General features: G+C 74.5%; 28 protein-coding genes. 21 read left to right on the forward strand and 7 right to left on the reverse strand.

Going from position 1 to position 23,141, the window contains the following annotated elements:
- Position 1: 1 nt before the first annotated feature.
- The 4 genes from JJI54_RS27170 to JJI54_RS27185 are packed head-to-tail and all read right to left on the reverse strand — an operon-like array spanning position 2 to position 3,725.
- The gene (locus tag JJI54_RS27170; RefSeq protein WP_203076555.1) at positions 2-637 is read right to left on the reverse strand and encodes a biliverdin-producing heme oxygenase; all 636 of its coding nucleotides are present in this window, start codon (positions 635-637) and stop codon (positions 2-4) included.
- On the reverse strand, positions 634-1,551 hold the full coding sequence (locus JJI54_RS27175) for a methyl-accepting chemotaxis protein (protein ID WP_203076556.1): 918 nt from the start codon (positions 1,549-1,551) through the stop codon (positions 634-636). The genes JJI54_RS27170 and JJI54_RS27175 overlap by 4 nt, the downstream gene beginning before the upstream one ends.
- Before the next feature lie 12 nt (positions 1,552-1,563).
- Positions 1,564-1,875: an STAS domain-containing protein gene (locus JJI54_RS27180; RefSeq protein ID WP_092960902.1), complete on the reverse strand. Its 312-nt coding sequence runs from the start codon at positions 1,873-1,875 to the stop codon at positions 1,564-1,566.
- A gap of 11 nt (positions 1,876-1,886) precedes the next feature.
- A complete protein-coding gene (locus tag JJI54_RS27185) occupies positions 1,887-3,725 on the reverse strand; it encodes a GAF domain-containing protein (RefSeq protein WP_203076557.1) in 1,839 nt (612 codons plus the stop codon).
- A 259-nt stretch (positions 3,726-3,984) separates the two neighbouring features.
- On the opposite strand from JJI54_RS27185, the gene JJI54_RS27190 reads away from it, so the two are divergent.
- From JJI54_RS27190 to JJI54_RS27290, 21 genes are all read left to right on the forward strand, one after another.
- Positions 3,985-4,755, forward strand: a complete 771-nt coding sequence (locus JJI54_RS27190; RefSeq protein ID WP_203076558.1) for a hypothetical protein — start codon at positions 3,985-3,987, stop codon at positions 4,753-4,755.
- Between the two features lie 5 nt (positions 4,756-4,760).
- A complete protein-coding gene (gene gvpN / locus JJI54_RS27195; protein ID WP_203076559.1) occupies positions 4,761-5,720 on the forward strand; it encodes a gas vesicle protein GvpN in 960 nt (319 codons plus the stop codon).
- Positions 5,720-6,052 (forward strand): hypothetical protein, encoded by a 333-nt coding sequence (locus JJI54_RS27200; RefSeq protein WP_203076560.1) that lies wholly within the window; start codon positions 5,720-5,722, stop codon positions 6,050-6,052. Before gvpN ends, JJI54_RS27200 begins: the two co-directional genes overlap by 1 nt.
- 12 nt (positions 6,053-6,064) lie before the next feature.
- Positions 6,065-6,322, forward strand: coding sequence for a gas vesicle protein GvpO (gene gvpO, locus JJI54_RS27205; RefSeq protein WP_092960907.1), 258 nt, complete (start codon positions 6,065-6,067; stop codon positions 6,320-6,322).
- A 4-nt stretch (positions 6,323-6,326) separates the two neighbouring features.
- Complete coding sequence (gene gvpJ, locus JJI54_RS33195; RefSeq protein ID WP_164693481.1) at positions 6,327-6,617, forward strand: gas vesicle protein GvpJ; 291 nt, start codon at positions 6,327-6,329, stop codon at positions 6,615-6,617.
- A complete protein-coding gene (locus JJI54_RS27215; RefSeq protein WP_203076561.1) occupies positions 6,614-7,147 on the forward strand; it encodes an Hsp20/alpha crystallin family protein in 534 nt (177 codons plus the stop codon). The genes gvpJ and JJI54_RS27215 overlap by 4 nt, the downstream gene beginning before the upstream one ends.
- Positions 7,144-7,908 carry a GvpL/GvpF family gas vesicle protein gene (locus JJI54_RS27220; protein ID WP_203076562.1) on the forward strand — a complete coding sequence of 255 codons (765 nt, stop codon included), beginning with the start codon at positions 7,144-7,146 and terminating at the stop codon, positions 7,906-7,908. Before JJI54_RS27215 ends, JJI54_RS27220 begins: the two co-directional genes overlap by 4 nt.
- Before the next feature lie 7 nt (positions 7,909-7,915).
- Positions 7,916-8,158, forward strand: coding sequence for a gas vesicle protein GvpG (locus JJI54_RS27225; RefSeq protein WP_226382153.1), 243 nt, complete (start codon positions 7,916-7,918; stop codon positions 8,156-8,158).
- Positions 8,155-10,221, forward strand: a complete 2,067-nt coding sequence (locus JJI54_RS27230) for an AAA family ATPase (protein ID WP_203076563.1) — start codon at positions 8,155-8,157, stop codon at positions 10,219-10,221. The genes JJI54_RS27225 and JJI54_RS27230 overlap by 4 nt, the downstream gene beginning before the upstream one ends.
- On the forward strand, positions 10,218-11,213 hold the full coding sequence (locus JJI54_RS27235) for a J domain-containing protein (protein WP_203076564.1): 996 nt from the start codon (positions 10,218-10,220) through the stop codon (positions 11,211-11,213). The genes JJI54_RS27230 and JJI54_RS27235 overlap by 4 nt, the downstream gene beginning before the upstream one ends.
- The gene (locus JJI54_RS27240; RefSeq protein WP_203076565.1) at positions 11,213-11,956 is read left to right on the forward strand and encodes a GvpL/GvpF family gas vesicle protein; all 744 of its coding nucleotides are present in this window, start codon (positions 11,213-11,215) and stop codon (positions 11,954-11,956) included. Before JJI54_RS27235 ends, JJI54_RS27240 begins: the two co-directional genes overlap by 1 nt.
- Entirely contained in the window at positions 11,949-12,185 is a 237-nt protein-coding gene (locus tag JJI54_RS27245) for a gas vesicle protein (protein WP_203076566.1), read from the forward strand. Before JJI54_RS27240 ends, JJI54_RS27245 begins: the two co-directional genes overlap by 8 nt.
- Positions 12,182-12,502: a gas vesicle protein K gene (locus tag JJI54_RS27250; RefSeq protein ID WP_226382154.1), complete on the forward strand. Its 321-nt coding sequence runs from the start codon at positions 12,182-12,184 to the stop codon at positions 12,500-12,502. Before JJI54_RS27245 ends, JJI54_RS27250 begins: the two co-directional genes overlap by 4 nt.
- 31 nt (positions 12,503-12,533) lie before the next feature.
- Positions 12,534-15,209, forward strand: a complete 2,676-nt coding sequence (locus JJI54_RS27255) for a hypothetical protein (protein WP_203076567.1) — start codon at positions 12,534-12,536, stop codon at positions 15,207-15,209.
- Between the two features lie 116 nt (positions 15,210-15,325).
- The gene (locus tag JJI54_RS27260; protein WP_203076568.1) at positions 15,326-15,817 is read left to right on the forward strand and encodes a hypothetical protein; all 492 of its coding nucleotides are present in this window, start codon (positions 15,326-15,328) and stop codon (positions 15,815-15,817) included.
- Positions 15,814-16,317 (forward strand): hypothetical protein, encoded by a 504-nt coding sequence (locus JJI54_RS27265; protein WP_203076569.1) that lies wholly within the window; start codon positions 15,814-15,816, stop codon positions 16,315-16,317. The genes JJI54_RS27260 and JJI54_RS27265 overlap by 4 nt, the downstream gene beginning before the upstream one ends.
- On the forward strand, positions 16,317-16,904 hold the full coding sequence (locus JJI54_RS27270) for a hypothetical protein (protein ID WP_203076570.1): 588 nt from the start codon (positions 16,317-16,319) through the stop codon (positions 16,902-16,904). Before JJI54_RS27265 ends, JJI54_RS27270 begins: the two co-directional genes overlap by 1 nt.
- A 126-nt stretch (positions 16,905-17,030) precedes the next feature.
- The gene (gene gvpA / locus JJI54_RS27275; protein ID WP_164693470.1) at positions 17,031-17,249 is read left to right on the forward strand and encodes a gas vesicle structural protein GvpA; all 219 of its coding nucleotides are present in this window, start codon (positions 17,031-17,033) and stop codon (positions 17,247-17,249) included.
- A 17-nt stretch (positions 17,250-17,266) separates the two neighbouring features.
- Positions 17,267-18,043, forward strand: a complete 777-nt coding sequence (locus JJI54_RS27280; protein ID WP_203076571.1) for a hypothetical protein — start codon at positions 17,267-17,269, stop codon at positions 18,041-18,043.
- Between the two features lie 66 nt (positions 18,044-18,109).
- On the forward strand, positions 18,110-18,718 hold the full coding sequence (locus tag JJI54_RS27285) for a glutathione S-transferase family protein (protein ID WP_203076572.1): 609 nt from the start codon (positions 18,110-18,112) through the stop codon (positions 18,716-18,718).
- Positions 18,719-18,737: 19 nt separating this feature from the next.
- A complete protein-coding gene (locus tag JJI54_RS27290; protein ID WP_203076573.1) occupies positions 18,738-20,324 on the forward strand; it encodes an ABC transporter substrate-binding protein in 1,587 nt (528 codons plus the stop codon).
- 9 nt (positions 20,325-20,333) lie between these two features.
- Here JJI54_RS27290 and JJI54_RS27295 read toward each other — a convergent pair whose 3' ends face one another.
- From JJI54_RS27295 to JJI54_RS27305, 3 genes are all read right to left on the reverse strand, one after another.
- The gene (locus tag JJI54_RS27295; RefSeq protein ID WP_203076574.1) at positions 20,334-20,792 is read right to left on the reverse strand and encodes a MaoC family dehydratase; all 459 of its coding nucleotides are present in this window, start codon (positions 20,790-20,792) and stop codon (positions 20,334-20,336) included.
- 179 nt (positions 20,793-20,971) lie between these two features.
- Complete coding sequence (locus JJI54_RS27300) at positions 20,972-21,739, reverse strand: 3-ketoacyl-ACP reductase (protein WP_203076575.1); 768 nt, start codon at positions 21,737-21,739, stop codon at positions 20,972-20,974.
- A gap of 62 nt (positions 21,740-21,801) precedes the next feature.
- A complete protein-coding gene (locus JJI54_RS27305) occupies positions 21,802-23,097 on the reverse strand; it encodes an MATE family efflux transporter (protein ID WP_318987594.1) in 1,296 nt (431 codons plus the stop codon).
- Between the last annotated feature and the right edge of the window lie 44 nt (positions 23,098-23,141).

Here is a 23,141-nt window from a genome sequence, read left to right on the forward strand (position 1 = left end):
GTCAGCCCGCCGCCACCCAGCGGTCCAGCGCATCGAAGGCGCGGCGGGCGGCGGCGACGACGGCATCGGGATCGAACTGCGCGGCCGCGGCGCCTTCATCCAGCGCCAGGCGGAAATCCCGCCACAGCGTGCCGGTTTCCGCGCCATGCGGCACGACATGGGCGGCGCCGCTGGTCGCATCGATGCCGAGCGTGGCGTGCAGGTGGCGGGCGATGAGCTGCCCGCCAAGGGTCGAGCCTTCGAGCACATAGAGCGCGCCCAGCGCCTGCTCCACGCTGCGCACGGCATGGGGTTCGCAGCGCGGCAGCGCCGCGATCTCCGCCGGCGGGAAGCCGAGCGCGCGGAGGTCCGCCATCAGCGCGGCGCGGCGGTTCAGGCGGCGATGGAGCGAAAGGCAGGCCGGCAGGCGATGCGCCATGGCATCCAGCGCCGCTTCCAGCGGCGCGTGGTGGCCATGCAGCCGCGCCACCAGCAGGCGATACTCCGCGATGGTCAGGTCGGGCGCCATGAGGCGGGCGAAGCGGGCATTCGCCTCGATCCGGTCATGCAGGTCCCGTGTCTCCTGCCGCAGGCGGAGCGTCAGCGGCGGGGCCAGGGTGGGAAAGGCGGGGGCTTCCGCCAGCGCGATGGACATCATGTCAACGCCTTCTGCGTTTCGATCGTGGCGGTCAGAAGCCCCTCGCGGTTGCGGACCACGCCCTCCGCCGAGACGGTGAGCGTGTCCAGCGAGCGGGTGAGCTGCACATAGGCCTCCCCCGTCTCGCTGATCGCGAGCTGCATGCGGGTGATCACGTCGTTCACGCCGGCCATCATGCCGGCGGCGTCCACGGTCTGCTGGCAGCCATCGCCGATCTTCTCGGCCAGCGAACGCTGGCGGTTGAGCAGGTCCGTCAGCGTGGCGGTGGCGCCGTGAACGGCCTGGACGATGGCGCCGAAATCTGCCTGCACGCCGCGCGTGGCGGCCACCAGTTCCCGCAGGCGGGACTCGATGTTGGCGCTGAGCGTCCCCGCCTCCCCGGCCAGCACCTTCACCTCCTGCGCGATGACGGCGAAGCCGGCGCCGTGCTGGCCGGCGCGCGTCGCCTCGATCCGCGCATTCAGCGACAGCAGGTTGGTCTGGGCGGAGATCTTGTTGATGCCGCGCAGGAACTCCCCGATCGTGCCGAAGGTGGAGACCAGCGCGTCGATGGAGGTGGCGCCGGCGGCGGCGCGGGTTTCGGCATCCTCCGCCTGCGCCCGGGCCGCGTCGGTCAGCGACGTCATCTCCTGCGTCGAGGCGAGCAGGGCCTGGCCGGCCGCCTGGGAGCGCTGGAGGAAGTCGGAGGTCTCCGCCGCGCTGACGGAGAGCGAGCAGGCCTCCATCATCGTGCCCTCGAGCGTGTTCGAGAGCTTGGCGCCGGCTTCCCGGATCACCGCGCATTCCTCCAGCACGCGGGAGGAGAGGAAGTCGAGGCGGGAGAAGTCCTTCTCCCCTTCGGGCCGGGGCCTGCCGCGGCGGTCGTTCGCCACCCCGGCATCCCCCGTCCCGGCAAGCGTTCCCATGCCGTCCATGGTGGCCTCCGGCTACTGGATCTGCAGCACCTTGCCGAGATTGGCCTTGTGCATCAGGGACAGCACGGCCGGGTTGGCATTCACGATGCCGACCGACTTGTTCTTCGACTTCGCCGTGTGGCTCAGCATCATCAGCATGCCGGCGCTCGCGGCCTCCATGCTCTGCACGCCCGCGAAGTCGAGGCGGATCTGCGTGACCGCGCCGTTGGCGAGCACGGGTTCCAGCTGCTGCTTCAGCGTCGCCTGGCTCATGCTGTCGAGCACGCCGCGCAGCGTGACGGAGGCCTGCGAGCCGCTGGCCTGGACGGAGACGTTGATGGACATGGCGGGTCTCCTCAGGCCACGGAATGCCAGCGGCTGCCGGGGGCGGCGGGCAGCGTGGCCGGCAGGGTGCCCGCGCCGCGCGGGGCGAAGAGGTCGGCTTCCGACCGGGGATCGACCACCACGGGATCACCGGGCTGGTCGGAGGCGGGGGCGCTGACGGCGCGGCCCTGGCGCGACCAGATCTCCCCGATCGCGCTGGCGAATTGCGCGGCCAGCAGGATCTCCTGGTCCAGCCAGGGGCGCGCGGCGCCGGCCAGCGGTGCGCGATGCGCGGCGAAATCGTCGCGGGACCTGAACATCTTCTCGCTGTTCAGCTCCGCCGCGGTCGGCGGGCGGCCGGCCCAGGTGGCGTCGATGACGCGTTCGCGGCGGAACCACATGATCATGTCGCCGCGGTTGCCGATGGGCGCGGCGAGCAGGCCGCTGGCCAGCGCGCGCAGCTCCGGCCCCGCCGGCGTGTAGTCGCCCAGCGCATCGGTGGCGAAGACGCGCCATTCGGAACTGTCGAAGCTCGGCAGGCGGGAGCCGAAGAGGGAGGCGATGCCGCGCACCGTCAGCGCATCCGGCGTCACGCCGACCAGGTGGACATGGCCCGCGGGCCCGGCGCGCAGCACGGCGGCGCCATCGGCATCCGCGAGCCTCAGCAGGTCGGAGGAGAAGCGATCCTCCGCCCGGCCCGCGGCCGCGACCTCCACCCCGCTGATCGAGACATAGGTGGGGGCGAGCGCCGCGACGTGGCGGGAGACGGCATGCATGGCGTGCAGCCGCGCGCTGGTCAGGTGGTCGCCCCGCATGGCGGCGGCGGCGGCCAGCATGGCCTGGCTGCCATCCACCGTCGCGATCATCTCGGCGCTCAGGCGCTGGCGATCGGCGATGCGGGCTTCCTGCGCCTCCAGCTCCACGAGGCGGGAGGCGAACATCATGGAGAGCTGTTCGATGACCACGCGGCTGTCGTAGTTCAGGAACTTCTCGTCCTTGTTGTGGATGACGAAGAGGCCCCAGACATGGTTGTCGATGTTGATGGGGAAGATGATGTTGCTGCCGACGCCGAGGTTGCGGTTGTAGCCGTTGTCGCAGGGATGGATGCCGCGCAGCCAGCAATCCGTCATGTCGATGGCATCGCCGCTGGGCACCGGGTCGCCGCCGCCGCCCATGGTGAGGAGCGGGACGGAGCCGCGCTGCGTCGGCTTCTGGCGCGTCTTGCCGGTGCGCAGGATCTCCTTCGCGTTCTCCGGCACGTCGGAGGCGGAGAAATGGTAGCCGAGGAAGGAATGCGGCAGCTTGCTGTCGGGCGCGTGATGCTCCGCCGCCACGACGCCGTGGCCATGGGCGAGGAAGCGGTAGAGCTTCACGCGGTCATAGCGCGTGACGAAGTGCATCATCTTCGCGGAGGCCTCGAACAGCCCCTGCACCGTGGTCTGGCGCGCGACGGCATCGAGGGCGGTCGCGACCATGGTCTGGTAGTCGTGCTCGGCCTCCACATAGGGCTCGATCTCGATGAAGAGGCGCCCTTGGCGGATGTGGCAGATGGCCTCGAACCGCTTGCCCTGCGCGACGAGCGGCGTGGGGTTGTCGAAGTAGCGGCGGCCGGGGCGCAGGATCTCCGCCATGCGCGCCAGGCTCTCGGCATCGCGGAAGGCGACGCTGGGCGACTGGCCGAGCACGGCCTGCGGCGCGACGCCCAGGATTTCCTGCACATTGGCGCTGACATGCTCGACGATGCCGGTTTCCGGCACCACCACCATCATGACGCCATGCGGCTGCACGGTGCCGATGCGCGCGAGCGGCAGGTTGTCATGCTCGCAGGGCGCGGGGCGCCCGTTCCAGATATGTGCTCGGATGTTCGCCATGCCTTGGCTTCCCTTCTCGGCCGGCCATGTGGACATCCGGGGACATCGCACCGATGCCCGGCCTCATCGCCCAGCATCCCGTCGGCGACGGTGGCGACGCGCATGATCGTCGGATGAGGTTTAATGATCGGTTCCCGATAGAAGGATGTTGCGCCGCACCGCATGAAATCGCGGCAAAGCGCGCGAAACTTTGCCCTTTTCGGAAGCGGATTGGCGCGCGCCGCATCTTCACGAAGGCGAAACCACTGCGCTGCTAGCCATGCTGCTAGGCCCGGCGATCCTGGCGGGCCGCAAGTGGCAGGAGGCCACGGCGCGCATGGAATTCGGCACGCGGAGCATCCGGTCCGCCGGGCAGGGCAGCGGCAGCGTGGAGGTGACCTTGCCCCCGGCCTTCCGCGGCCTGGCGGGCCTACCCTGCCGCGTGGCGCTGCGCGACGGGCTGCGGCCGGAGCTGGTGCTGCAGCCGGAACTGGCGGGCGCGCGCGCCGCCTTCGGGCATCTCTGGGCGCTGCTGTCGGATGCGCTGGACCTCGGCGCGCAGGCGGTGCCGCTGGCGGAATGCGCCATCACGCTGTGGCCGGCGGCGGAAGCGCCGGGCGCCATGCCGCGCCTGGCCTGGGCGGATGGGCTGGCGCTGGCCGGGCGCCCGCCGCATGAGGCCGCGGCGCTGGCGCGCAGCCTGGCCGCGCTGGCGCAGATCGCGGCGGGGCGGCGCGGCATCGGCGCGGCGCTTTCGCAGGATTTCGGCGCGGCCTGCGCGCAGGCGCTGGGCGGCATCGTCATCCATCCCGCGATGCAATCGGCCTGCGACATCGGCGCGGCGCTGCTGGCGGCCGGCGGGCTCGGCCAGGACCCGGTGCTGGCGCTGGCGGCGGGCGATGCGCGGGGCGACGCCTTCCGCGACGCGGCGCTGCCGCGCCTTCGGCTGCTGGCGGAGCAGCACCTGGACTGGACCGACGATCCCGCGCGGCACGCCTCCCTCCTCGTGGCGTGGCGGCGCGGCGTCGCCCTCGAACTCAGCGGAGCATGAAGAGCATGGCGCGTCCCCAGACCGCGACGAATGCGGAACCGGAAGGCCTGCTGCAGCTGCAGCCAGGGCCCGACCATGTGCGCACGCCGGCGACGGAACGGCTGGCGGCGCGGGCGCTGGCCTATCTCGATGCCGGGTTTCCCGTGCATTTCCGGGGCCCGGCGGGCAGCGGCAAGACCAAGACGGCGCTCGACCTCGCGGACCGGCTCGGCCGGCCGGTGCTGCTGCTGGTGGGCGATGCCAGCTTCGACACGGCGGCGCTGGTCGGGCGTGAATCCGGCAGCCGCACGCGGCGCGTGGTGGACCGCTACATCACCAGCGTGATGAAGGTGGAGACGGAGACGGTGCCGGTCTGGCTGGACCGCGCGCTGACGGTCGCCTGCACCGAAGGCTGCACGCTGGTCTATGACGAATTCAACCGCGCCCCGCCGGCCGCCAACAACGTGCTGCTGACGGTGCTGGAGGAACGGGTGCTGGCGCTGCCCAAGGCGCGGGGCAGCGACACGGCGATCCGCGTGCATCCGAATTTCCGCGCCATCTTCACCTCCAACCCCGAGGACCATGCGGGGACGGAGGAGGCGCAGGACGCGCTGCTGGACCGGATGGTGACCATCGACCTGGATGGCTTCGACCGCGACACGGAAGTGGCGATCGCGGTGGCGCGGTCGGGGCTCGACAGCGACCAGGCCGGGCGGATCGTGGACCTGGTGCGGGATTTCCGCGTCTCCCGCGAATGGACGCGGCGGCCGACGCTGCGCGCTTCCGTCATGATCGCGCGGCTGACCAAGGCGCAGGGGATCGAGGTCTCGGCGGAGGAGGAACGCTTCGTCGAGATCGTGCTGGATGTGCTGGGCAGCCGGGTGAAGCCATCGGTCGCGGGCATGCCGGATCCGAAGCACCGGCAGATGCTGGTGCGGCTGGTGGAACATTTCTGCGGGCCGCGCCTGGCCGGGCAGGCGGTGTGATGGCCCGCCCGCGCAGCAGCCTCTCGACATCGCGGCCACGGCCCCGGCGGCAGGGCACGGAGACGGCGCTGGAAGGCGCCGCGACGGAATTCGCGCTGCTGGCGCAGCGGCGGTCGCGGCTGTCCCGCCAGCTGGAACTGCTGCGGCGGCAGCATGAGGCGGCGGCCACGACCATGGCGCAGGTGATGTCGCGCATGGCCGTGCTGTCGGAGCGCATCGGCGTGCTGGTGCCGGCGGAGGATGCCTCCCCCGCCCTGCCCGCCGCCCCTTCCCCGCAGGCGGAAAAGCCGCCCCCCGTGGTGCGCCGTCGCGGCGTGCCGATGACCTATTGAGGATCGAGCCCCATGGAACTCACCGAGATCGTGGAGACGGCGAAGCGGCAGATGACGGTGATCACCGGCCTGCCGGCGGATACCGTCGCGCGGCTGGACCCGGCCGAGGATGGCTGGGCGGTCGCGATCGACATGCTGGAACACCGCGCCATCCCGCGCACGCATGACCTGATCGCGGCCTTCGAGGTCACGCTGGACAATGGCGGGCGCATCCTACGCTGGAAGCGCACCGGCCGCTTCCAGCGCGGCCAGGCGCGCGAGGAAGCCTGATCCCATGCAGCACGCGATCGGGGGCTCCTCCCTCGCCGACATCCTGGAGCGGATCCTCGACAAGGGGATCGTGGTGGCGGGCGACATCTCCGTCAGCCTGGTCGGCGTGGAGCTGCTGACCATCCGGGTGCGGCTGGTCGTCGCCTCCGTCGATCGCGCGCTGGAGATGGGCATCCGCTGGTGGGAGGCGGATGCGGCGCTGACCGGCCAGACGCAGAAGCTGACGCAGGAGAATGCGATGCTGGCCGAGCGCGTGGCGCTGCTGGAGAAGCGGCTCGCGGGGGTTGGGGCGTGAGCGGCGCGCGCGGGCCGCGCAGGCCGATCTCCGTCGCGCGGGCGATGTCGGAGCAGGCGCGAGGCGACCGGCCGGCGATCGATCCCGTCGCCTCCATCACGGGGATGATGGAGGGGCTGAAGGGCCTGGCGGAGGGGCTCGGCAAGCTGGCGGAGCAGGCGAAGGGCGCGGAGGGGGAGCCGAAGGTGAGCTTCGGCTATTCGATCCGCACGCTGGATGGCGCGATCTCCGGCGGCAGCGCACGGCGGGAGGCCGCGCCGGAGACCGTGGCGCCGGCGGCGCGGGAGCCGCTGGTCGATGTGTTCGAGGAAGCGGAGGCGATCCTTGTCGTGGCGGAGCTGCCGGGCGTGGCGCCGGAGGGCATCGCGGTGGAGCTGCGCGGGGAGGCGCTGGCCATCACCGGCAGCGGGCGCCAGCGCTACCACCGGCTGGTGCCGCTGCCCTGCGCCGTGCGGGCGGAGGGCATGAGCCACGCGCTGCGCAACGGCATCCTGGAGGTGCGCATCCCGCGCGCGGGGACGGGCGGATGAGCGGCGGGCTCTGGCTCTACGGCATCGGGATGCAGGCACCGGGCGGCGCGCCGCTGGGCGAGGGTGTGGCCGGCGCGGCGGTGGAGGCGATGGATGCGGCGGGCTTCGTGGCGCTGGTGTCGCAGGCGCCGGCGGAGCGGCCGGCGCCGACGCGCCGGCACATGCTGACGCATACCGCGGTGCTGGAACGCGCGACGGCGGCGGCGGATGTGCTGCCGGTGCGCTTCGGCACCGTGGCCCCCTGCGCGGTGACGCTGGCGCGCTGCCTGGCGGCGAATGCGATCAAGCTGCGCGACGCCATGGCGGGGATCAGCGACTGCGTGGAGCTGGGGCTCCGCGTCTCCTGGCGGGAGGGCGTGATCTTCGAGGAGATCCTGGCGGCCGAGCCCGCGCTGCGCGCCATGCGGGACCGGCTGGCGACGCGGCCGATGCAGGACAGCTACCAGGACCGGATCGAGCTGGGGCGGCGGGTGGAAGCCGCGCTGGCGCAGCGGCGCGCGCGGGAAGCGGCGGCGCTGGATGCGGCGCTGGCGCCGCTGGCCGCGCAGATGGTGGCGCTGCGTGAGGTGGATGAGGGCATGATCGCCAACCGCGCCTTCCTGGTGCGGCGGCAGGAGGAGCAGCGCTTCGATGCCGCGGTGGCGGCGCTGGAGGCGGCCCAGGGGGCGCGGCTGCTGTTCCGCTATGTCGGGCCCGTGCCGCCCTTCAACTTCGTCTCGCTGCGGGCCGAGTGGTTCGGCGCGCCGGCGCAGGCGGCATGAGGCGGCGATGGGCCTGCTCCGCACCCTGCTGACCCTGCCGATCAGCGCGCCCATCGCCGGTGTCGGCTGGGTGGCGAACCAGGTGGCGCAGGCGGTGGACCAGCAATGGCACGATCCGCGCCGCGTGGAAGCGGCGCTGCTGCTGCTGGAACGCCGGCTGGAAGCGGGCGAGATCACGGAAGCGGAGTTCGAGGCGGCGGAAGCCGAGCAGCTGGCGGAGCTTGCCGCCATCCGGGCCGCGCGGGGATGAGCGCGCTGTCGCTCCACGTCATCGGCGCGCAGGTCGATGACGCCAATCGCGGCATCGCGCGGATCGACCCGGCGGCGATGGCGGCACTCGGCTGCCGGACCGGCGACGTGCTGGCGATCGAGGGCCGGCGCGTGGCGCATGCGCGGGCGCTGCCGCTGCCGGTGGCGGCGCGGGGCGAGGCGCGGATCGCGCTGGATGGCGTGACGCGCGGCAATGCCGGCGCGGCGCTGGGCGAGGCCGTGACGGTGCGCGCGGCGGGCGATGTGCCGCGCGCCGCGCGCGTCACGCTGGCGGGCCCGGCGATCAGGCCCGGGCTGATCGCGCTGGGGCGGGTGCTGGAGGGGATGCCCCTGGCTGCGGGCGACAGCCTGCGCATCGCCCTGCCCGGCGGGCGGGAGGCGGAGCTGCGCGTGCAGGCCGTGCAGCCCGCGGGCCCGGCGCTGGTGGATGCGGCGACGGTGGTGGCGCTGGAAGGCGCGGCGGCGCCGGAAGCGGCGGGGGCCGTGCGGTATGAGGACCTGGGCGGCCTGTCCCGCGTGGTGGAGCGGATCCGGGAGGTGGTGGAGCTGCCGCTGCGCCACCGCGACGCCTTCGCGCGGCTCGGCATCGCGCCGCCGCGCGGCGTGCTGCTGGTGGGGCCGCCAGGCACGGGCAAGACGCTGATCGCGCGCGCGGTCGCGACGGAAAGCCGCGCCGCCTTCATCGCCGTGGCCGGGCCGGAGATCATGGACCGCTACTACGGCGCCAGCGAGGGCGCGCTGCGGTCGGTGTTCGAGCGGGCGCGGAAGGAAGCGCCCGCCATCATCTTCATCGATGAGCTGGATGCGATCGCGCCGCGGCGCGACGGGCTGTCCGGCGAGAAGCAGGTGGAGAAGCGCGTCGTCGCGCAGCTGCTGACGCTGATGGATGGCCTCGGCGGGCGTGGCGACGTGGTGGTGCTGGCGGCGACCAACCTGGCGGACAGCCTGGACCCCGCGCTGCGCCGGCCCGGGCGCTTCGACCGGGAGATCCGCGTCGATCCGCCGGATGAGGAAGGGCGGCGGGAGATCCTCGGCGTGCATACGCGGGCCATGCCGCTTGGCGGGGATGTGGACCTCGGCGTGCTGGCGGGGCTGACGGCGGGCTATGTGGGCGCGGATCTGGCGGCGCTGTGCCGGGAAGCGGCGATCGCGGCGCTGCGCCGCGCGGGGGCGCTGGAGGCGGCGGAGATCGCGCCGGGGCTCGCGGTGACGCAGGCGGATTTCGCGGCGGCGCTGGCGGGCATCGTGCCGAGCGCGCTGCGCGAATCCCACCTGGAGATGCCGCGCGGCGGCTGGGACGACGTGGCGGGGATGGAGGCGCTGCGCGGCACGCTGGAACGCGCGGTGCTGTGGCCGCTGCGCCATCCCGGCGCCTTCGCCCGCATGGGGCTGCGGCCGCCGCGCGGCGTGCTGCTGCATGGCGCGCCGGGCACGGGCAAGACGCTGCTGGCCAGGGCATTGGCGGCGGAGGCGGGGATCGCCTTCATCGCGGTGCGGGGGGCCGAATTGCTCTCGCCGTGGCAGGGCACGTCGGAAGCGGCGCTGCGGCGGGTGTTCGACCGCGCGCGGCAATCGCGGCCCTGCCTGGTGTTCTTCGACGAGATCGACTGCATCGCGGGGCGGCGCGGCGGCGGCGATGGCGCGACGGTGGAGCGCATGGTCGCGACGCTGCTGGCGGAACTCGACGGGATATCGGATCCGCCGGGGATCGTGGTGCTGGGGGCGACGAACCGCGCCGAGGCGATGGACCCCGCGCTGCTGCGGCCCGGCCGCTTCGACCTGGTGGTGCGGATGGAAGCGCCGGGGCTTGCGGCGCGGCGCGCCATCCTCGGCCTGCATGCCGGGCGGATGCCGCTCGGCGCCGATGTGGACCTGGATGCGCTGGCCCAGGCCAGCGACGGGATGGTGGGCGCGGACCTCGCCGGGCTCTGCCGCCGGGCCGCGCTGGCGGCGATGGAGGAGGCGGCGGACCCGATGGGGGCCACGGTCCGGGCCGCGCATTTCGCCTCGGCCCTGGCCATGACACGGGAGGAAGCGCCATGACGGCGGAGTTGCGGATGCTCGGCATCGCGCCGGGCGGGGATGCGGGTGCGCTGCTGGCGCGGATGGAAGCGCTGCCGGGGCCGCCCATGGCGCTGCTGCGCGCCGGCACCGTCGCGGCCCTGATGCAGGAGGCGGAGCCGCCCGCGCAGGCGCTGCTGCTGGCGAAGGACCGCGCGGGGCTGCTGCGGAAGCTGGCGGCGCTGCAGCGGCGGCTGGAGGCCGGGTGCATGGCAGGGCCCTTCCTGCCCGCCGATCCCGGCGCCGCCACCCTGCCGGCGGAAACCTGGCCGGCGCTGCTGGCGGCGCAGGCGGAAGCGGCCGCGCGGGCGCTGGCGGATCATGGCGGGACGCATCAGTGGGACGTGATCCTGCGCTGGTCGCCGGACAGCGTGCTGGCGCCGGCGCGGGACGGGCTGCGGGGCTTGGGCCGCGCGGCGATGGCGGCCACCGTCTCCGGCCTTCTGGCGGAAGCGCGGATGGCGCGGCTGGCGGCGCTGCGCGCGGCGCTGGCCGGGCGCGTGCTGGCGGTGGCGGAGGCTTCGCCGGTGGCGGAGGACACGGCCGTGGGCCTGACGGTGCGCGTGGTGGCGGGGGGCGAGGCCGCGATCGAGGCCGCGCTGCTGGCCATGCCGGGCGACCTGACGCGGGATGTGGCGGCGGATCTGCGCGGGCCGCTGCCGCCGCTGTCCTTCGCCGCGGCGCGCGTCGCGGCGGTGCCGGCCGATGCGATTGACCGCGCCTGGAGCCTGCTGGAACTGCCGGAAGCGGTGGCGCCCGCGGAATTGCAGCGGCGCTGGCGCGGCCTGGCGGGCCGGCTGCATCCGGACCAGCGGGGGCCGGATGCCGATCCCGGGCGCTTCGCGGAAGCCGCCGAGGCCTATCGCCTGCTGCACAGCCTGGCGGGCGGGGGGGAGGTGCGGCGCGCGGCGCTGGCCGGGCGGGATGCCTGCCGGCTGCTGCTGCCGGAAGCCCAGACGATGGGGATGCCGTGATGGACGCGCTCTACGCCTATGCCGTGGTGCCGGGGGATGCCGCGCTGCCCGGCGATGTTGCCGCCATCCTGCCCGGCGCCGGCTTCGGCCTGGTGCGGGCCGGCGGCTGCGCGGCGCTGGTGAGCCCGGTGGCGCGCGCGCCCTTCGAGGCCGGGCCCGGCACCCGCGCCCATGACCCCGCCTGGGTGGCGGAACGCGCCGCCGCGCATCACGCCGTGGTGGCGGCGCTGCCCGGCCCGGTGCTGCCGCTGGCCTTCGGGGCGCTGTTCTCCGGCCAAGAACCGCTGGCCGCCTGGCTGGCCGGGCGCGCGGAGGCGCTGCGGGCGGCGCTGACGCAGGTGGAGGGCTGCGCCGAATGCACGGCGAAGCTGGAGGAGGACCCGGCGCGCCATGCCGCCTGGCTGGATGCGCATGACGAGAACCTGCGCGAGCTGGCGCGGCGGGCGCGCGATGCCTCGGCGGGCACGGCCTTCCTGCTGGCCCGCACGCGGGAGAAGCGGATGGCGGAGGCGCGGGCCGCGCGGGCGGCGATGATGGCGCGGGATGTCGCGGCGCGGCTCGGCCGGCATGCGCATGTGATGCCGGAGCCGCTGACCGCCCTGGTGCGGCGGGCGGACATGCCGGCGCTGATGGCGGAGCTGGCGGAGACGGCGCGGGACCTCGCGGAAAGCGGGATCGCGCTGCGGCTGGTGGGGCCCTGGCCGCCCTATGCCTATGCGCGGGCGGCGCTGTCCCATGCGTGACGGGCCGAGGGAGGTGCTGCCGCCGCCCGGCGCGCAGCCGCTGGTCGGCCCGCCGGAAGCGCTCGTCGATGTACTCGACCGGCTGCTCGATACCGGCGTGGTGGTGGATGGGCAGATCGTGCTGTCGCTGGCGGGCGTGGACCTGGTGCATGTCGGGCTGCGCGCGCTGTTGGCTTCCGTCGATCGGGCGGCGTGCCTGACGGCGTCGCGGCCGGAGGCGCCGCGATGATCGCCGTGCAGGAAGCCCCCATGCGGGAGGCACCGGTGCGGGAGGCACCACCGCTGGCGCGCATCGCCCTCGATCCCGCCACCATCGAGCAGGACCTGGCGCGGCTGGTGCTGACGCTGGTGGAACTGGTCCGCCGGCTGATGGAAGGCCAGGCGCTGCGGCGGCTGGAAGCCGGCACGGTGACGGCGGAGGAGGCGGAGCGGCTGGGGCTCGGCCTGATGCAGCTGCGCGGCGCGGTGGAGACGCTGTGCGAGCGCCTCGGCCTGCGGCCGGAGGAATTGAACCTCGATCTCGGCCCGCTGGGCCGGCTTCTCTGAGGGGGCGAGGCCGATGCAGGTACCGGGTGGAATGGAGCTGGGGCGCTGGCTGGCGGGCGGGACCGCGCTGGCCAGCGCGGCGCTGCTGGGCTGGGCCGTGCTGCGGCCGCAGCCGGTGATGCCGGCGGGGGCATCGCTGGCGGCGGCGGATCCCGCGGCGCTGGTGGCGGCGCTGACGGCGGGGGATCGCGGCGCGCTGGTGGAGGATCTGCGCGGCGTCGCCGCACTGCTGCAGGGGCCGGACCTGCCGCTGCCGGCGCGGGTGGCGCGGGCCCGGCTGGAAGCGGTGGCGGCGGCGGAGGACCGGCGGGCGCAGGAAGCGCCGCCGGCCCTGGTGCTGACATCGCTGGTGCAGCGGCTGGATGGCACCGTCGCGGCGCTGCGGGAACAGGGACGATCCGGGCCGGTGGATCTGCGGCTGCTGCTGGCCGCGGCTCTGGCCCTGGCCGCGGCGCTGGCGGCGCTGGCCGGTGGCGCGGCGCGGGATGCGCGGCAGGATGAGGAGACGGGCGAGCGCACGGCGCTGGGTGGCGCCCTGGCGCAGGCGCAGGATTCCGCCCGGACGATGGAGGTGATCGCCAAGGGCGCGGAGGCGCGGCTGCTGACCGCCGCTGCGCGGATCGAGCGGTCGGCCGAGGGGCTGGAGCCGCTGCAGGCGCGGATGGACGGGCTGGCGGCGAAGCTGGAGGCGGCCGGCGCCGCGGGGCAGGACATCGATGCGCTGCGGGCCGGGGTGGCGGCGCTGACGGCGGCGATGGCGGAGCAGGCGGCCTCGGCCCGGGCGGCGCTGGGCGGCCTGGCGGCGGAGATCGCGCCCCTGGCCGGGGAGGCCGCCGTCGCGCGGGCCGAGATGGCGCGCATCGCGGAGGGGGCGGAGGCGCGGGCGGAAGCGACCGCGCTGCGGCTGGAAGCGCGCGTCGCCGCGGCGACGGAGACGGTGACGGCGGAGGTGCTGCGCCAGGGCGAGGAAGCCGCGGCGCGGGTGGAGGGGGCGATCACCCCCCTGGCGGTGCGGCTGGAGGCGGCGCTGGCCGGCAGCCGGGTGGAGGAGGCCGGGCGGGCCGCCTGGCTGGAGGAGGCGCTGGCCGCCCTGCCCGCGGAAGCGGCGGCGCGGGTGGCGGAGGCGCTGGCGCCCCGGCTGGAGGACAACCGCGTGGCGCTGGCCGTGGCGTCCGAGCGGCTGGAGGCGGGCATGGTGGCCCTGCCCGCCCAGGTGGGGGACCGCGTGGAGGCCGCGCTGCTGGCGGCATCGGCCGCCCATGGGGCGGAGGTTTCGGCCGCGGTGGCGGAGCGGCTGGCGGAGCGCGTCGGCGCCGGGCTGGCCGCGCTGCCGGGCGCGATCGCGGACCGGGTGAAGACCGGCCTGGCGACGGCGACCGCGGCGCAGGGGGTGGCGGTGGCCGATGCGGTTTCCGCCGTGATCGTGGAGCGGCTGGAAGCCGCCACGGCGACGCAGGCCGAAGCCGTGTCCGCCGCGCTGGCGGGGCTGCCGGGGCAGCTGGATGCCCTGCCCGGCGCCGTGGCGGCGCGGCTGGAGCCGGCGCTGGCCGCGGCCGGCGCGGCGCAGGCGGAGGCGATGTCCTCCGCCCTGGTGGAGCGGCTGGAGGCGGCCACGGCGACGCAGGCCGGGGCGGTATCCGCCGCGCTGGCGGGGCTGCCGGGGCAGCTGGAGGCCCTGCCCGGCGCCGTGGCGGCGCGGCTGGAGCCGGCGCTGGCGGCGGCCGGCGCGGCGCAGGCGGAGGCCGTGTCCTCCGCCCTGGCGGACCGGCTGGAGGCGGGGCTGGCGACGCTGCCGGCGGCCATCGGGGACCGTGTGGAGGCCGCGCAGGCGGCCGGGCTGGGCGCGGTGCTGGAGGAGCGGCTGGGCGCCGGGCTGGTCGCCCTGGAAGGGCTGCCGGAGCGCGTCGGCGACGCGGTGGACCAGCGGCTGGAGGACAGCCTGGTGGCGCAGGCCACGGCCCTGTCCGCCGCGATGGCGGAGCAGCTGGAGGCCGGGCTGGCGGCGCTGCCGGCGCGGATCGGGCCCGCCCTGGAATCGACCCTGGCGGGGCCGGCGGCGCGGCTGGAGGCGCTGGCGGAGAGCACGGCGGCGGCCGGCGCCACGGTGACGGCGGCGGCGACGGACCTGGCCGGGCGCCTGGCGCGGCGCGTGGAGGAGGAGGCCGCCGCCAGCGCCCGCGCGACCGGGGAGCTGGTGTCGCTCGCCACGCAACTGACCGAGGCGGCCGGGACGGCGCGGGAGCGCATGGAGGAAAGCGCCGGCGCGGTGGAGGCCGCGGCGCGGCTGCTGGAGGATTCGGCCCGGCCGGGCCAGGCGGTGGTGGCGGAGCTGGCGCGCCAGATGGGCACGCTGCGCGACATGGCCACGCCCCCGCTGGATGGCCCCGCCGGCCGGCTGATGGCGGCGCTGGCGGAGGAGGCGGCGCCGCCGGCGCTGCACCAGGCGCTGGCCCATCTGGGCGCGGTGGGGCGGGAGGCCTCGGCGCTGCTGGCCGCCGCGGAACGCCTGGCGGAGGCGAGCGCCGGGCCCGCGCCCCCTGCCCTGCCCGCCGCCTTCGGGGCGGAGACGCCGGCGCTGCTGGACAGCCTCGGCACCGTCATCGGCCAGCTGGAGGCGGTGGCGACGGCGCTGGCGCTGGCCAGCGACGCGGCGGGCCCGCCGCCGGACGCGGAAGCGGTTGGCGGGGCGGCGGCGCGCGCGGCGTGAAGCGGGGCTTAACCGCTGCTTCACCGCGGCGGGTGTAGGCCGGTGGGTATCGCGACGCGGGCCGACAGCGTCGCGCCAGGCCCCGCCCGAGGCGGGGCGACAGGAGGTTGGCGATGGTGTCAGTGGCGATCCTCGGCGAGGCCGGGGCCGCGGGGCCGCCCGCCCTGCAGCAGCCCGCGCCCGCGGTGCGGTCCGTGGCGCTGCGGGTCAGCGGCGCGAAGCCGGTGCGGCTGCGCGGCAGGCTGCTGGCCGAGGGTCGTTCGAGCGCGGCCGGCTGCATCGCCTGGCACGAGGTCGAGCTGTGGCAGCTGGAGGGATCGCGGGAGGTCGCGGTGGCGCTGCGCACGCGCCGCCCGGCTGCCGAGGCCGCCGACGTGCATCGGGCCGAGATGTTCCCCGACCTGGCGGAGGCGCTGGACTGGCTGGAGGCCTTCGACCCGCTGGCCGACCTGATGGTGGATTTCGATGCCGCCGACCGCCGGCTTTCCGCGGTGGAGGTGGCGCTGCGCGCCGCCGCGCTGCGCGGGCGGGCGGAGGTGGTGACGCGCGAATGGCGGGCCCTGCTGGGCGACGTGCTCTACGCGCTGGACGTGGACCCGCCGGCATGATGCCGGCCGGCGCGGCGGCGGGGGATGGCGCCGGCTTCGACTTCGTGCTGCTGCCGCGCCATGGCCGCCGTCCGCTGGGCTTCCAGGGCCGGCTGCTGGCGCGGCTGGAAGCGGCGCCGCCCGACCTGCCCGTGGCATCCAGCGTCACGCTGCATGAAGCGGCCTCCGGCGGCTTCGTCTGCGCCATCCGCCACCGGCTGCGGGATGCGGCGGGGGCGGAGGAACGCTGCTACGCGCTGGCGGCGGGCGATGCGCCGACGCTGCTGCGCTTCCTGCATGGCCATGACCCGATGGCGGATCTGCCACCCGCCGCGCTGGTGCCGCAGGCCGCCGCCGCCGGGGCCAGCCGCGCCGCGCTGGCGGAGGCGGCGAGCATCGCGCCGCGCCTGCGCGCCGTGTGGCGCGACCTGCTGGCCGCGAGCTTCGGGCCCCTGGCCCACCCCGACCACGACCCAGGCGCGTCGGCATCCCGCCGCCCCGCCCCCCGAGGAGAACCGTGATGAACGTCATCAACGTGCATGAGCCGATCGGCGTCTACGAGGCCTATGGGGTGGATGAGCCGGTGAGCCTGCGCGACGCGGCGCCGGCCTTCACGCGCGGCCCCATGGCCCGCGCGGAGCGGCCGGCCGCCATGGGCAGCATCACCCTGCGCCGCAGCGGCGCGCGGCCCCTGACCTTCACCGGCCGCCTGGTGAGCCGCCATAGCGGGGAGCGCGCGGGCGCGGCGCAATGGCATGAGCTCAGCCTCTACGAGACGGAGGAAGGCGGCTTCGTCGCCGATATCCGCGTGATGGGGGAGACGCATGGCAACGCCGGCCAGTTCCACGTCGCCAGCTTCAACGAGCTGGAGGAGGCGCTGCGCTTCTTCGAGGGCCATGACGCGCGGCGCGACGTGGTGAGCGACATCCCGATCGAGGATGCGGGCCTGTCGCCGGCGGAGCTGATGGTGCATGCGGCGACGCTGAAGGTGCGCGTGGCGGAAGCGGTGTCGGGCTATCGCGCCGTGCTGTCCGCCTTCCTGACCGCGCTGCACCGGGGCTTAGCCGGGCGGCCGGACATTCATGATGTTCGCGTCATTTTTCCTTGACGTCGCCGGCGTGAACCGTTCCGCAATCTGGCGTGCCGAGAATGGATGGCGTCGCCACCGCGGAGCGGGCGGCGAGGCGCCATCCCGGATGTCGGGCCGGCGCATAACCCAACATGGAGTCGCCCGATGACCATCAACAAGAGCCTCGCCTCCTCCTCCCTGGCCGAGGTGATCGACCGCATCCTGGACAAGGGCGTGGTCGTGGACGCGTTCATCCGCGTCGCGCTGGTCGGCATCGAGCTCATCGCCGTCGAGATCCGCGCGGTGGTGGCCTCGGTCGAGACCTACCTGAAGTATGCCGAGGCGGTGGGCCTGACGACCGACCCGGCCGCGGCCGCGGCCTGACGCGCACCGCGCGCGCGATGACGGTGGAACGGGAACAGCAGGCGCGCGGCCTTGGCGGCCGCGCGGCGCTGGAAGCCTACCGCGCCGCGCGCGTGGCGCAGCGCGGCGACCTGCGCGCCGCGCTCCGGGCGAACCGGGAGGCGCTGCGCGCCGCCCGGGTGCTGCCCGGTGGCGCGAAGGCGCCGGAGGATGCGGCGCCCGCCCCGGCGGAGCCGCCAGTGTTGCCGGTGGAGCCGGAAGCGCCGCGATCGGTCTTCGCCAGCCTGATGGAGGCGGAACGCGCCCTGGCGCTGCCGGAAGCGCCTGCCGAGGACGACGCGACGCCGGCAGTGGCGGAACCGACACCGGATGCCGCGGCGGAGAGCCCGATCGCGGATGGGCCCGACATGGACGAGCCCATCGCGGCCGAGCCGGTCCTGGCCGAGCCGGTCTTGGCCGAGCCGGTCGTGGATGCGCCCGTGGTGGCAGAGCCGGTTGTGGATGAGCCTGCCACCCCGGCGCCCGCCACGCCGGAGATCGCCGCCGCGATCGACCTGACGATGGAAACCCCGGCCGCCATCGACCTGGTCGCCGAGCCCGCGGCGCCGGTCGAGGCCCCGCGCGCGGCAACCGACCTCTCCGCGATCCGCGAACTCGGCCCGGGCATGCGGCACCGGCTGGCGCAGATCGGCTATCACAGCTGCGAGGACCTGGCGGCGGCGGACCCCGCGCGGCTGGCGCAGCAACTCGGCGAAGTCAGCCGGCTGCTGCGGCCGGAAAGCTGGATCGCCGCGGCGCGCGCCGCCATCGGCTGAACCCGCGCGGCTTGCGCGGGCCACCATCGCGGTGGCAGGGTCCCGGGAAACCGCCGCGGGGCCCGGATGCTGCATTTCTACGGATGGGCGACGCCCAACTCGCAGCGCGTCTCCATCATGCTGGAGGAATGCGGCCTTTCCTACGCCGTCACCGGCGTGAACATCCGCGCCCGCCAGCAATTCGCGCCCGACATCCTGGCGCTGAACCCCTATGGCAAGATCCCGATCCTGGTGGAGGATGGCCGCGTCCTCTTCGAGAGCGGCGCGATCCTCCTGCACCTCGCGGAGAGGCACGGCGTGCTGTGGGGGGAGGATCGCACCACCACGCTGTCCTGGCTGATGGTGGCGCTGACCTCGCTCGGCCCCTTCACGGGGCAGGCGCATCACTGGACGGCGTTGGCGCCGGAGAAGCCGGACGTGGCGCGGGCGCATACGGTGGCGCTGGTGGATCGCGTCTACCGGCTGCTGGAGGGGCGGCTGGCCTCCGTGCCGTATCTCGCGGGCAGCGATTGCAGCATCGCGGACATCGCGGCCTACCCTTGGGTGGCGAAGCATGGCTGGGCGGAGCGCGATCTTTCCGCGACGCCGTATCTTGCCGCCTGGTTCGCGCGAATGGGCGACAGGCCCGCGGTGCAACGCGGCATGCGCGTGCCGGAAGGCGCGCGCCTCGAATGACGACCGGGAGAGAGCACGCATGAAGAAGACCTGGCTGGCGGCGACCTTCGCGCTGATGGCGGGCGCGGCGACGGCGCAGACGCTGCCGCCGGACCGCGTGCTGCGGATGGTGCCGAATGCGGACCTGCAGACGCTCGATCCCATCAACACCACGGCGGGTGTCGTCTCCTCCCACGCCCAGATGATCTACGACCAGCTTTTCGGGCGGGATGCGGAGCAGCGGCCGCAGCCGCAGATGGTGGGGGCCTGGAGCGTCTCCGCCGATGCGCTGACCTGGCGCTTCACGCTGCGCGATGGCCTCGCCTTCCATGACGGCGCGCCGGTGACGGCGGAGGATGTCGTGGCCTCGCTGCGCCGCTGGGGCGCGCGGGATCCGCATGGCCGGCAGATCATCGCCATCACCGCGAGCCTGGCGGCGGAGCCCGATGGCAAGACCGTGGTGTGGCAGCTGCGCCGCCCCTACGCGCTGATGCTGGATGCGCTGTCGAAGCCCGCGGGCAACATGCCGGCGATCATGCCGGCGCGCATCGCGGCGGCCGATCCCTTCACCGCCATCCGCGACACCATCGGCAGCGGGCCCTTCATCTTCGTGCGCGAGGAATGGGTGCCGGGCAGCACCGTCGTCTATCGCCGCAACCCGAACTACGTCCCGCGTCGGGAGGCCGCTTCGGGCACGGCGGGCGGCAAGGTCGCGCATGTCGATCGCGTGGAATGGCTGAACATCGCCAATGCGCAGACCTCCGCGCTGGCGCTGATCCAGGGGGAGCTGGACTACATCGAGAGCCCCGGCGTGGATTTCCTGCCGCTGCTGCAGCGGCGGGGGATGCGGATCATCCGGACCAACACGCTCGGCGCGCCGGGCATGATCCGCATGAACCACATCCACCCGCCCTTCAACGATCCGCGCGCGCGGCAGGCGCTGATGCAGCTGGTGAACCAGGAGGAATTCCTCCAGGCCATGTTCCCGGACCCCTCGCTGTACCAGGTGTGCCACGCCTTCTTCGTCTGCGGGTCGCCGCAGGAGACGAATGCGGGCGTGCCGGCGGGGCTCGGTTCGCCGGCGGCGCGCGAGCGGGCGCGGGCGCTGCTGCGGGAGAGCGGCTATGACGGCTCCCCCATCGTCATCATGGACCCGACCGACAACCCCTTCATGCATGCGGCGACCTTGGTGCTGGCGCAGCAGATGCAGGCGGTCGGCTTCCGCACCGATGTGCAGGCGACGGACTTCGCCTCCATGGCCGGGCGGCGGGCGAACCGTCGGCCGCCGGCCGAGGGCGGCTGGCATATCGGACTGACCTTCTGGAACGGGCTCGGCGCCAGCGACCCCGTGGGCAATGTGCCGATGGCGGCAAGCTGCGACGCGGCCTGGCCGGGCTGGCCCTGCGATGCGGCGCACCAGGCGCTGATCGATGCCTTCCCCTATGCCGCGACGGCGGAGGAGCGGAAGCGCATCCTGGACGAGCTGCATGCCAGCGCCTACCGGCTGGTGCCCTATGTGCCCTTCGGGCAGTGGTACCTGCCCTCCGCCGTCAGCCCGCGCGTCAGCGACGTGCTGGCCATGCCGGGGATCATCATCGCCTGGAACATCCGGAAGGCGGCGCGGTAGCGCGTCGCCTCAGGGTGCGGCGCGGGTGTGGACCATCAGGTCGTTCTCGCCCCGCTGCACCACCTCTCCCTTCTGGTTCAGCAGGTCGAAGCCCAGCGTGACGATGCCGCGCGCGGGATTTCTCGTGATGCGCTTCGACAGCACGGTGATGCGGGCGGCGATGCGGTCGCCGACCAGGATCGGACCCGCGAAGCTCCATCGCCAGTTCAGCGAGACGATGGCGGCGAACTTGATGCCCGCGCGGTTCTTCAGGCCGTCGCAGAGTGCCAGCCCCAGCAGCCCATGCGCGACGCGGCCGGGATAGCCGAGCGCGCGGGCATAGTCGTCATCCATGTGGATGTCGAAGAAATCGCCGGTGAGGCCGGCGAAGGCGACGATATGCGCCTCGGTCACCACGATGCCGCCGGTCTCGAACGCCAGGCCGATGGTGGCGTCCTCGAAGCGCAGCAGGGAGGGATCGATCTTCATTTTCTACTGCCCTCAAACGCGTCGTGCCGAAGGCACGCCTGCGGCGTGACGCGCGGCCTCCGGCCGCTTGGCTTCGTCGTGCCGAAGGCACGCCTGAGGCGTGACACACAGGCGGCGGCGCCCGTTCGGGCGCTCGGCCAGCTGCGCCGGCCGCCAGCCATCGGCTCCGCCCGCTGGCCTCAAAGCTTGTGCATGTGCAGGCCGCCATCGATGTGGAAGGCGTCGCCGGTGCTGAAGGGGATGGCGCCGCTGACCAGGCCGGCGATGGCGTTGCCGACATCCTCCGGCTGGCCCCAGCGGCGGATGGGGGAAAGGCCTTCCGCGATGCGCTTCTCGTACCGCGCCTCCACCGGCGCCGTCATGTCCGTGCGGATCACGCCGGGGCGGATGTCGAAGACGGGAATGCCCTCCTCCGCCAGGCGGAAGGCGTAGCAGCGCGCCACCATGCTGACCGCCGTCTTGCTGGCCGTGTATTCGGTGCGGTCCGGGCTCGCCATCAGCGCATTGGCGGAGGAGACGAAGACGACGGCGCGCGGCCCGCGTTCCGGCGCGCCTTCCGCCACCATCCGGCGCGCCACGGCCTGCGTCACGAAGAAGGGCGCGCGGGCGTTGATGTCCATGCAGCGGTCCCAGCTTGCGGGCGAGACCTCCAGGATGTCGCCGCGCTGCATGGCGCCGACGCCGGCATTGTTCACCAGCGCCTCCACCCCGCCCCATTGCGCCCAGGCCCAGGCGACCATGGCGCCGACGGCATCGAGGTCCGCGACATCGCAGAGCGTCCAGTCGAAGCGGGCGCCTGCGGCTTCCACGGCGGCGGCGGTCTCGGCGAAGCCGTCCTCCCCCACATCGCAGCCCAGGATGTCGTAGCCCTTGCGGGCCAGGGCGATGCAGGCGGCGCGGCCGATGCCGCGGCGCGCGCCGGTGACGAGCGCGACGGGCCGGCTCATGCGGCGATGTCCTGGTCCATGCGGTCCTCCCCTTCAGGCGGCAGGATGCCGGGCGGGGCGGCTCAGCGCCAGTGGCCGGGGCGGATGGAGGCCGCGATGACGGCGCCATAGGCGGTGATGCCCAGCGCCACGCCGATGAAGTGCCCGGTCAGGCCAAGGCCCAGCGGATGCGCCAGCACCCAGCCGCCGCCGACCGCCAGGCCGAAGCGGGACAGCGCCGCCGCCAGCGGCCAGCGCATCCGCCCCGCGCCCTGGGAGGCGAAGTAGAGCGCCATGCCGAGCCCGAAGCCGCCATAGGCCGGCCCGATGATGCCGAGCGCCTGCGTCGCCACCGCCACCACCGCCGCATCCCCGCTGAACAGCCGCGCGAAGAAGGCGGGGAAGATCGCCACCACCAGGCCGATGGAGAAGGCCACGCCGAAGGCCATGGCGCCGCCCGTCCAGGCGATGCGCCGCGCCTCCGCCCAATCCCCCGCGCCGACGGCGCGGCCGACCAGCGCCGTCAGCGCCGAGCCCACGGCGAAGACCAGCGGGATCATCAGGAATTCGAGCCGCGCGGAGATGCCATAGCCCGCCACCACCGCGGGGCCGCGCGGCGCCAGCTGCGCCGTCACCAGGATGGTCGTCATGTTGGCGATGGCGGCGATGACGCAGGCCACCAGCCCGACCGAGAGGATGCGCCAGAACAGGGCGCCGGAGGGGCGGACGCGCAGCGTCGGCCGGAAGCCCGCGCCGCCGCGCCAGACCACGACCATCATCGCCAGCGAGGCCAGCAGGAAGACGCCGCCGAAGGCCGCGCCGAGGCCCGCGAGGCCCATGCCGAAGGGCTCCGCCAGCAGCCAGCCGATCGGCGGATAGGCGGCCCAGGCGATGACCAGCACCCGCGCCGCCAGCGCGTGCCGCCCCCCGCCGCGCAGCACGGAGGCGAGGGTATTGGCGAGCCAGGAAGGCACGGCGCCGAGCCCGAAGAGCCACATGGAATAGGCGGAAGCGGCCTCCGCCGCCGCGGGGCCGCCGACCAGGCCCAGCACGGCGTGGGGAAAGACCGCGAGCGGGATGGCGAAGGCGAGGCCCGCCAGCACCGCGATCAGCACGGCATGCAGCACCAGCGCCGCCGCCTGGTCCGGCCGCCCGCTGCCGAGCGAGCGCGCGATGGCGGAGACGACGCCGCCGCCCATGGCGCCGCCCGACATCATCTGCATCAGCAGCGCGAAGGGCAGCACGACGGCCCAGCCCGCCAGCGCCGGCGTGCCCTGCCGCGCCGCCAGCCACATTTCGACGAGCTGCGCGCCGGCCTGGAGGATGGAGCCGAGCGCGGTCGGCGCCGCGAGCACCAGGATCGGACGGAGGCGCGTCACGGCGATCGCCGCGGGCAGCCGGGGGCGGATCGGCCGGGATCCGC

This window comes from Falsiroseomonas ponticola (genome assembly GCF_016805305.1).
In the GTDB taxonomy this organism is placed as follows: Bacteria; Pseudomonadota; Alphaproteobacteria; order Acetobacterales; family Acetobacteraceae; genus Falsiroseomonas; species Falsiroseomonas ponticola.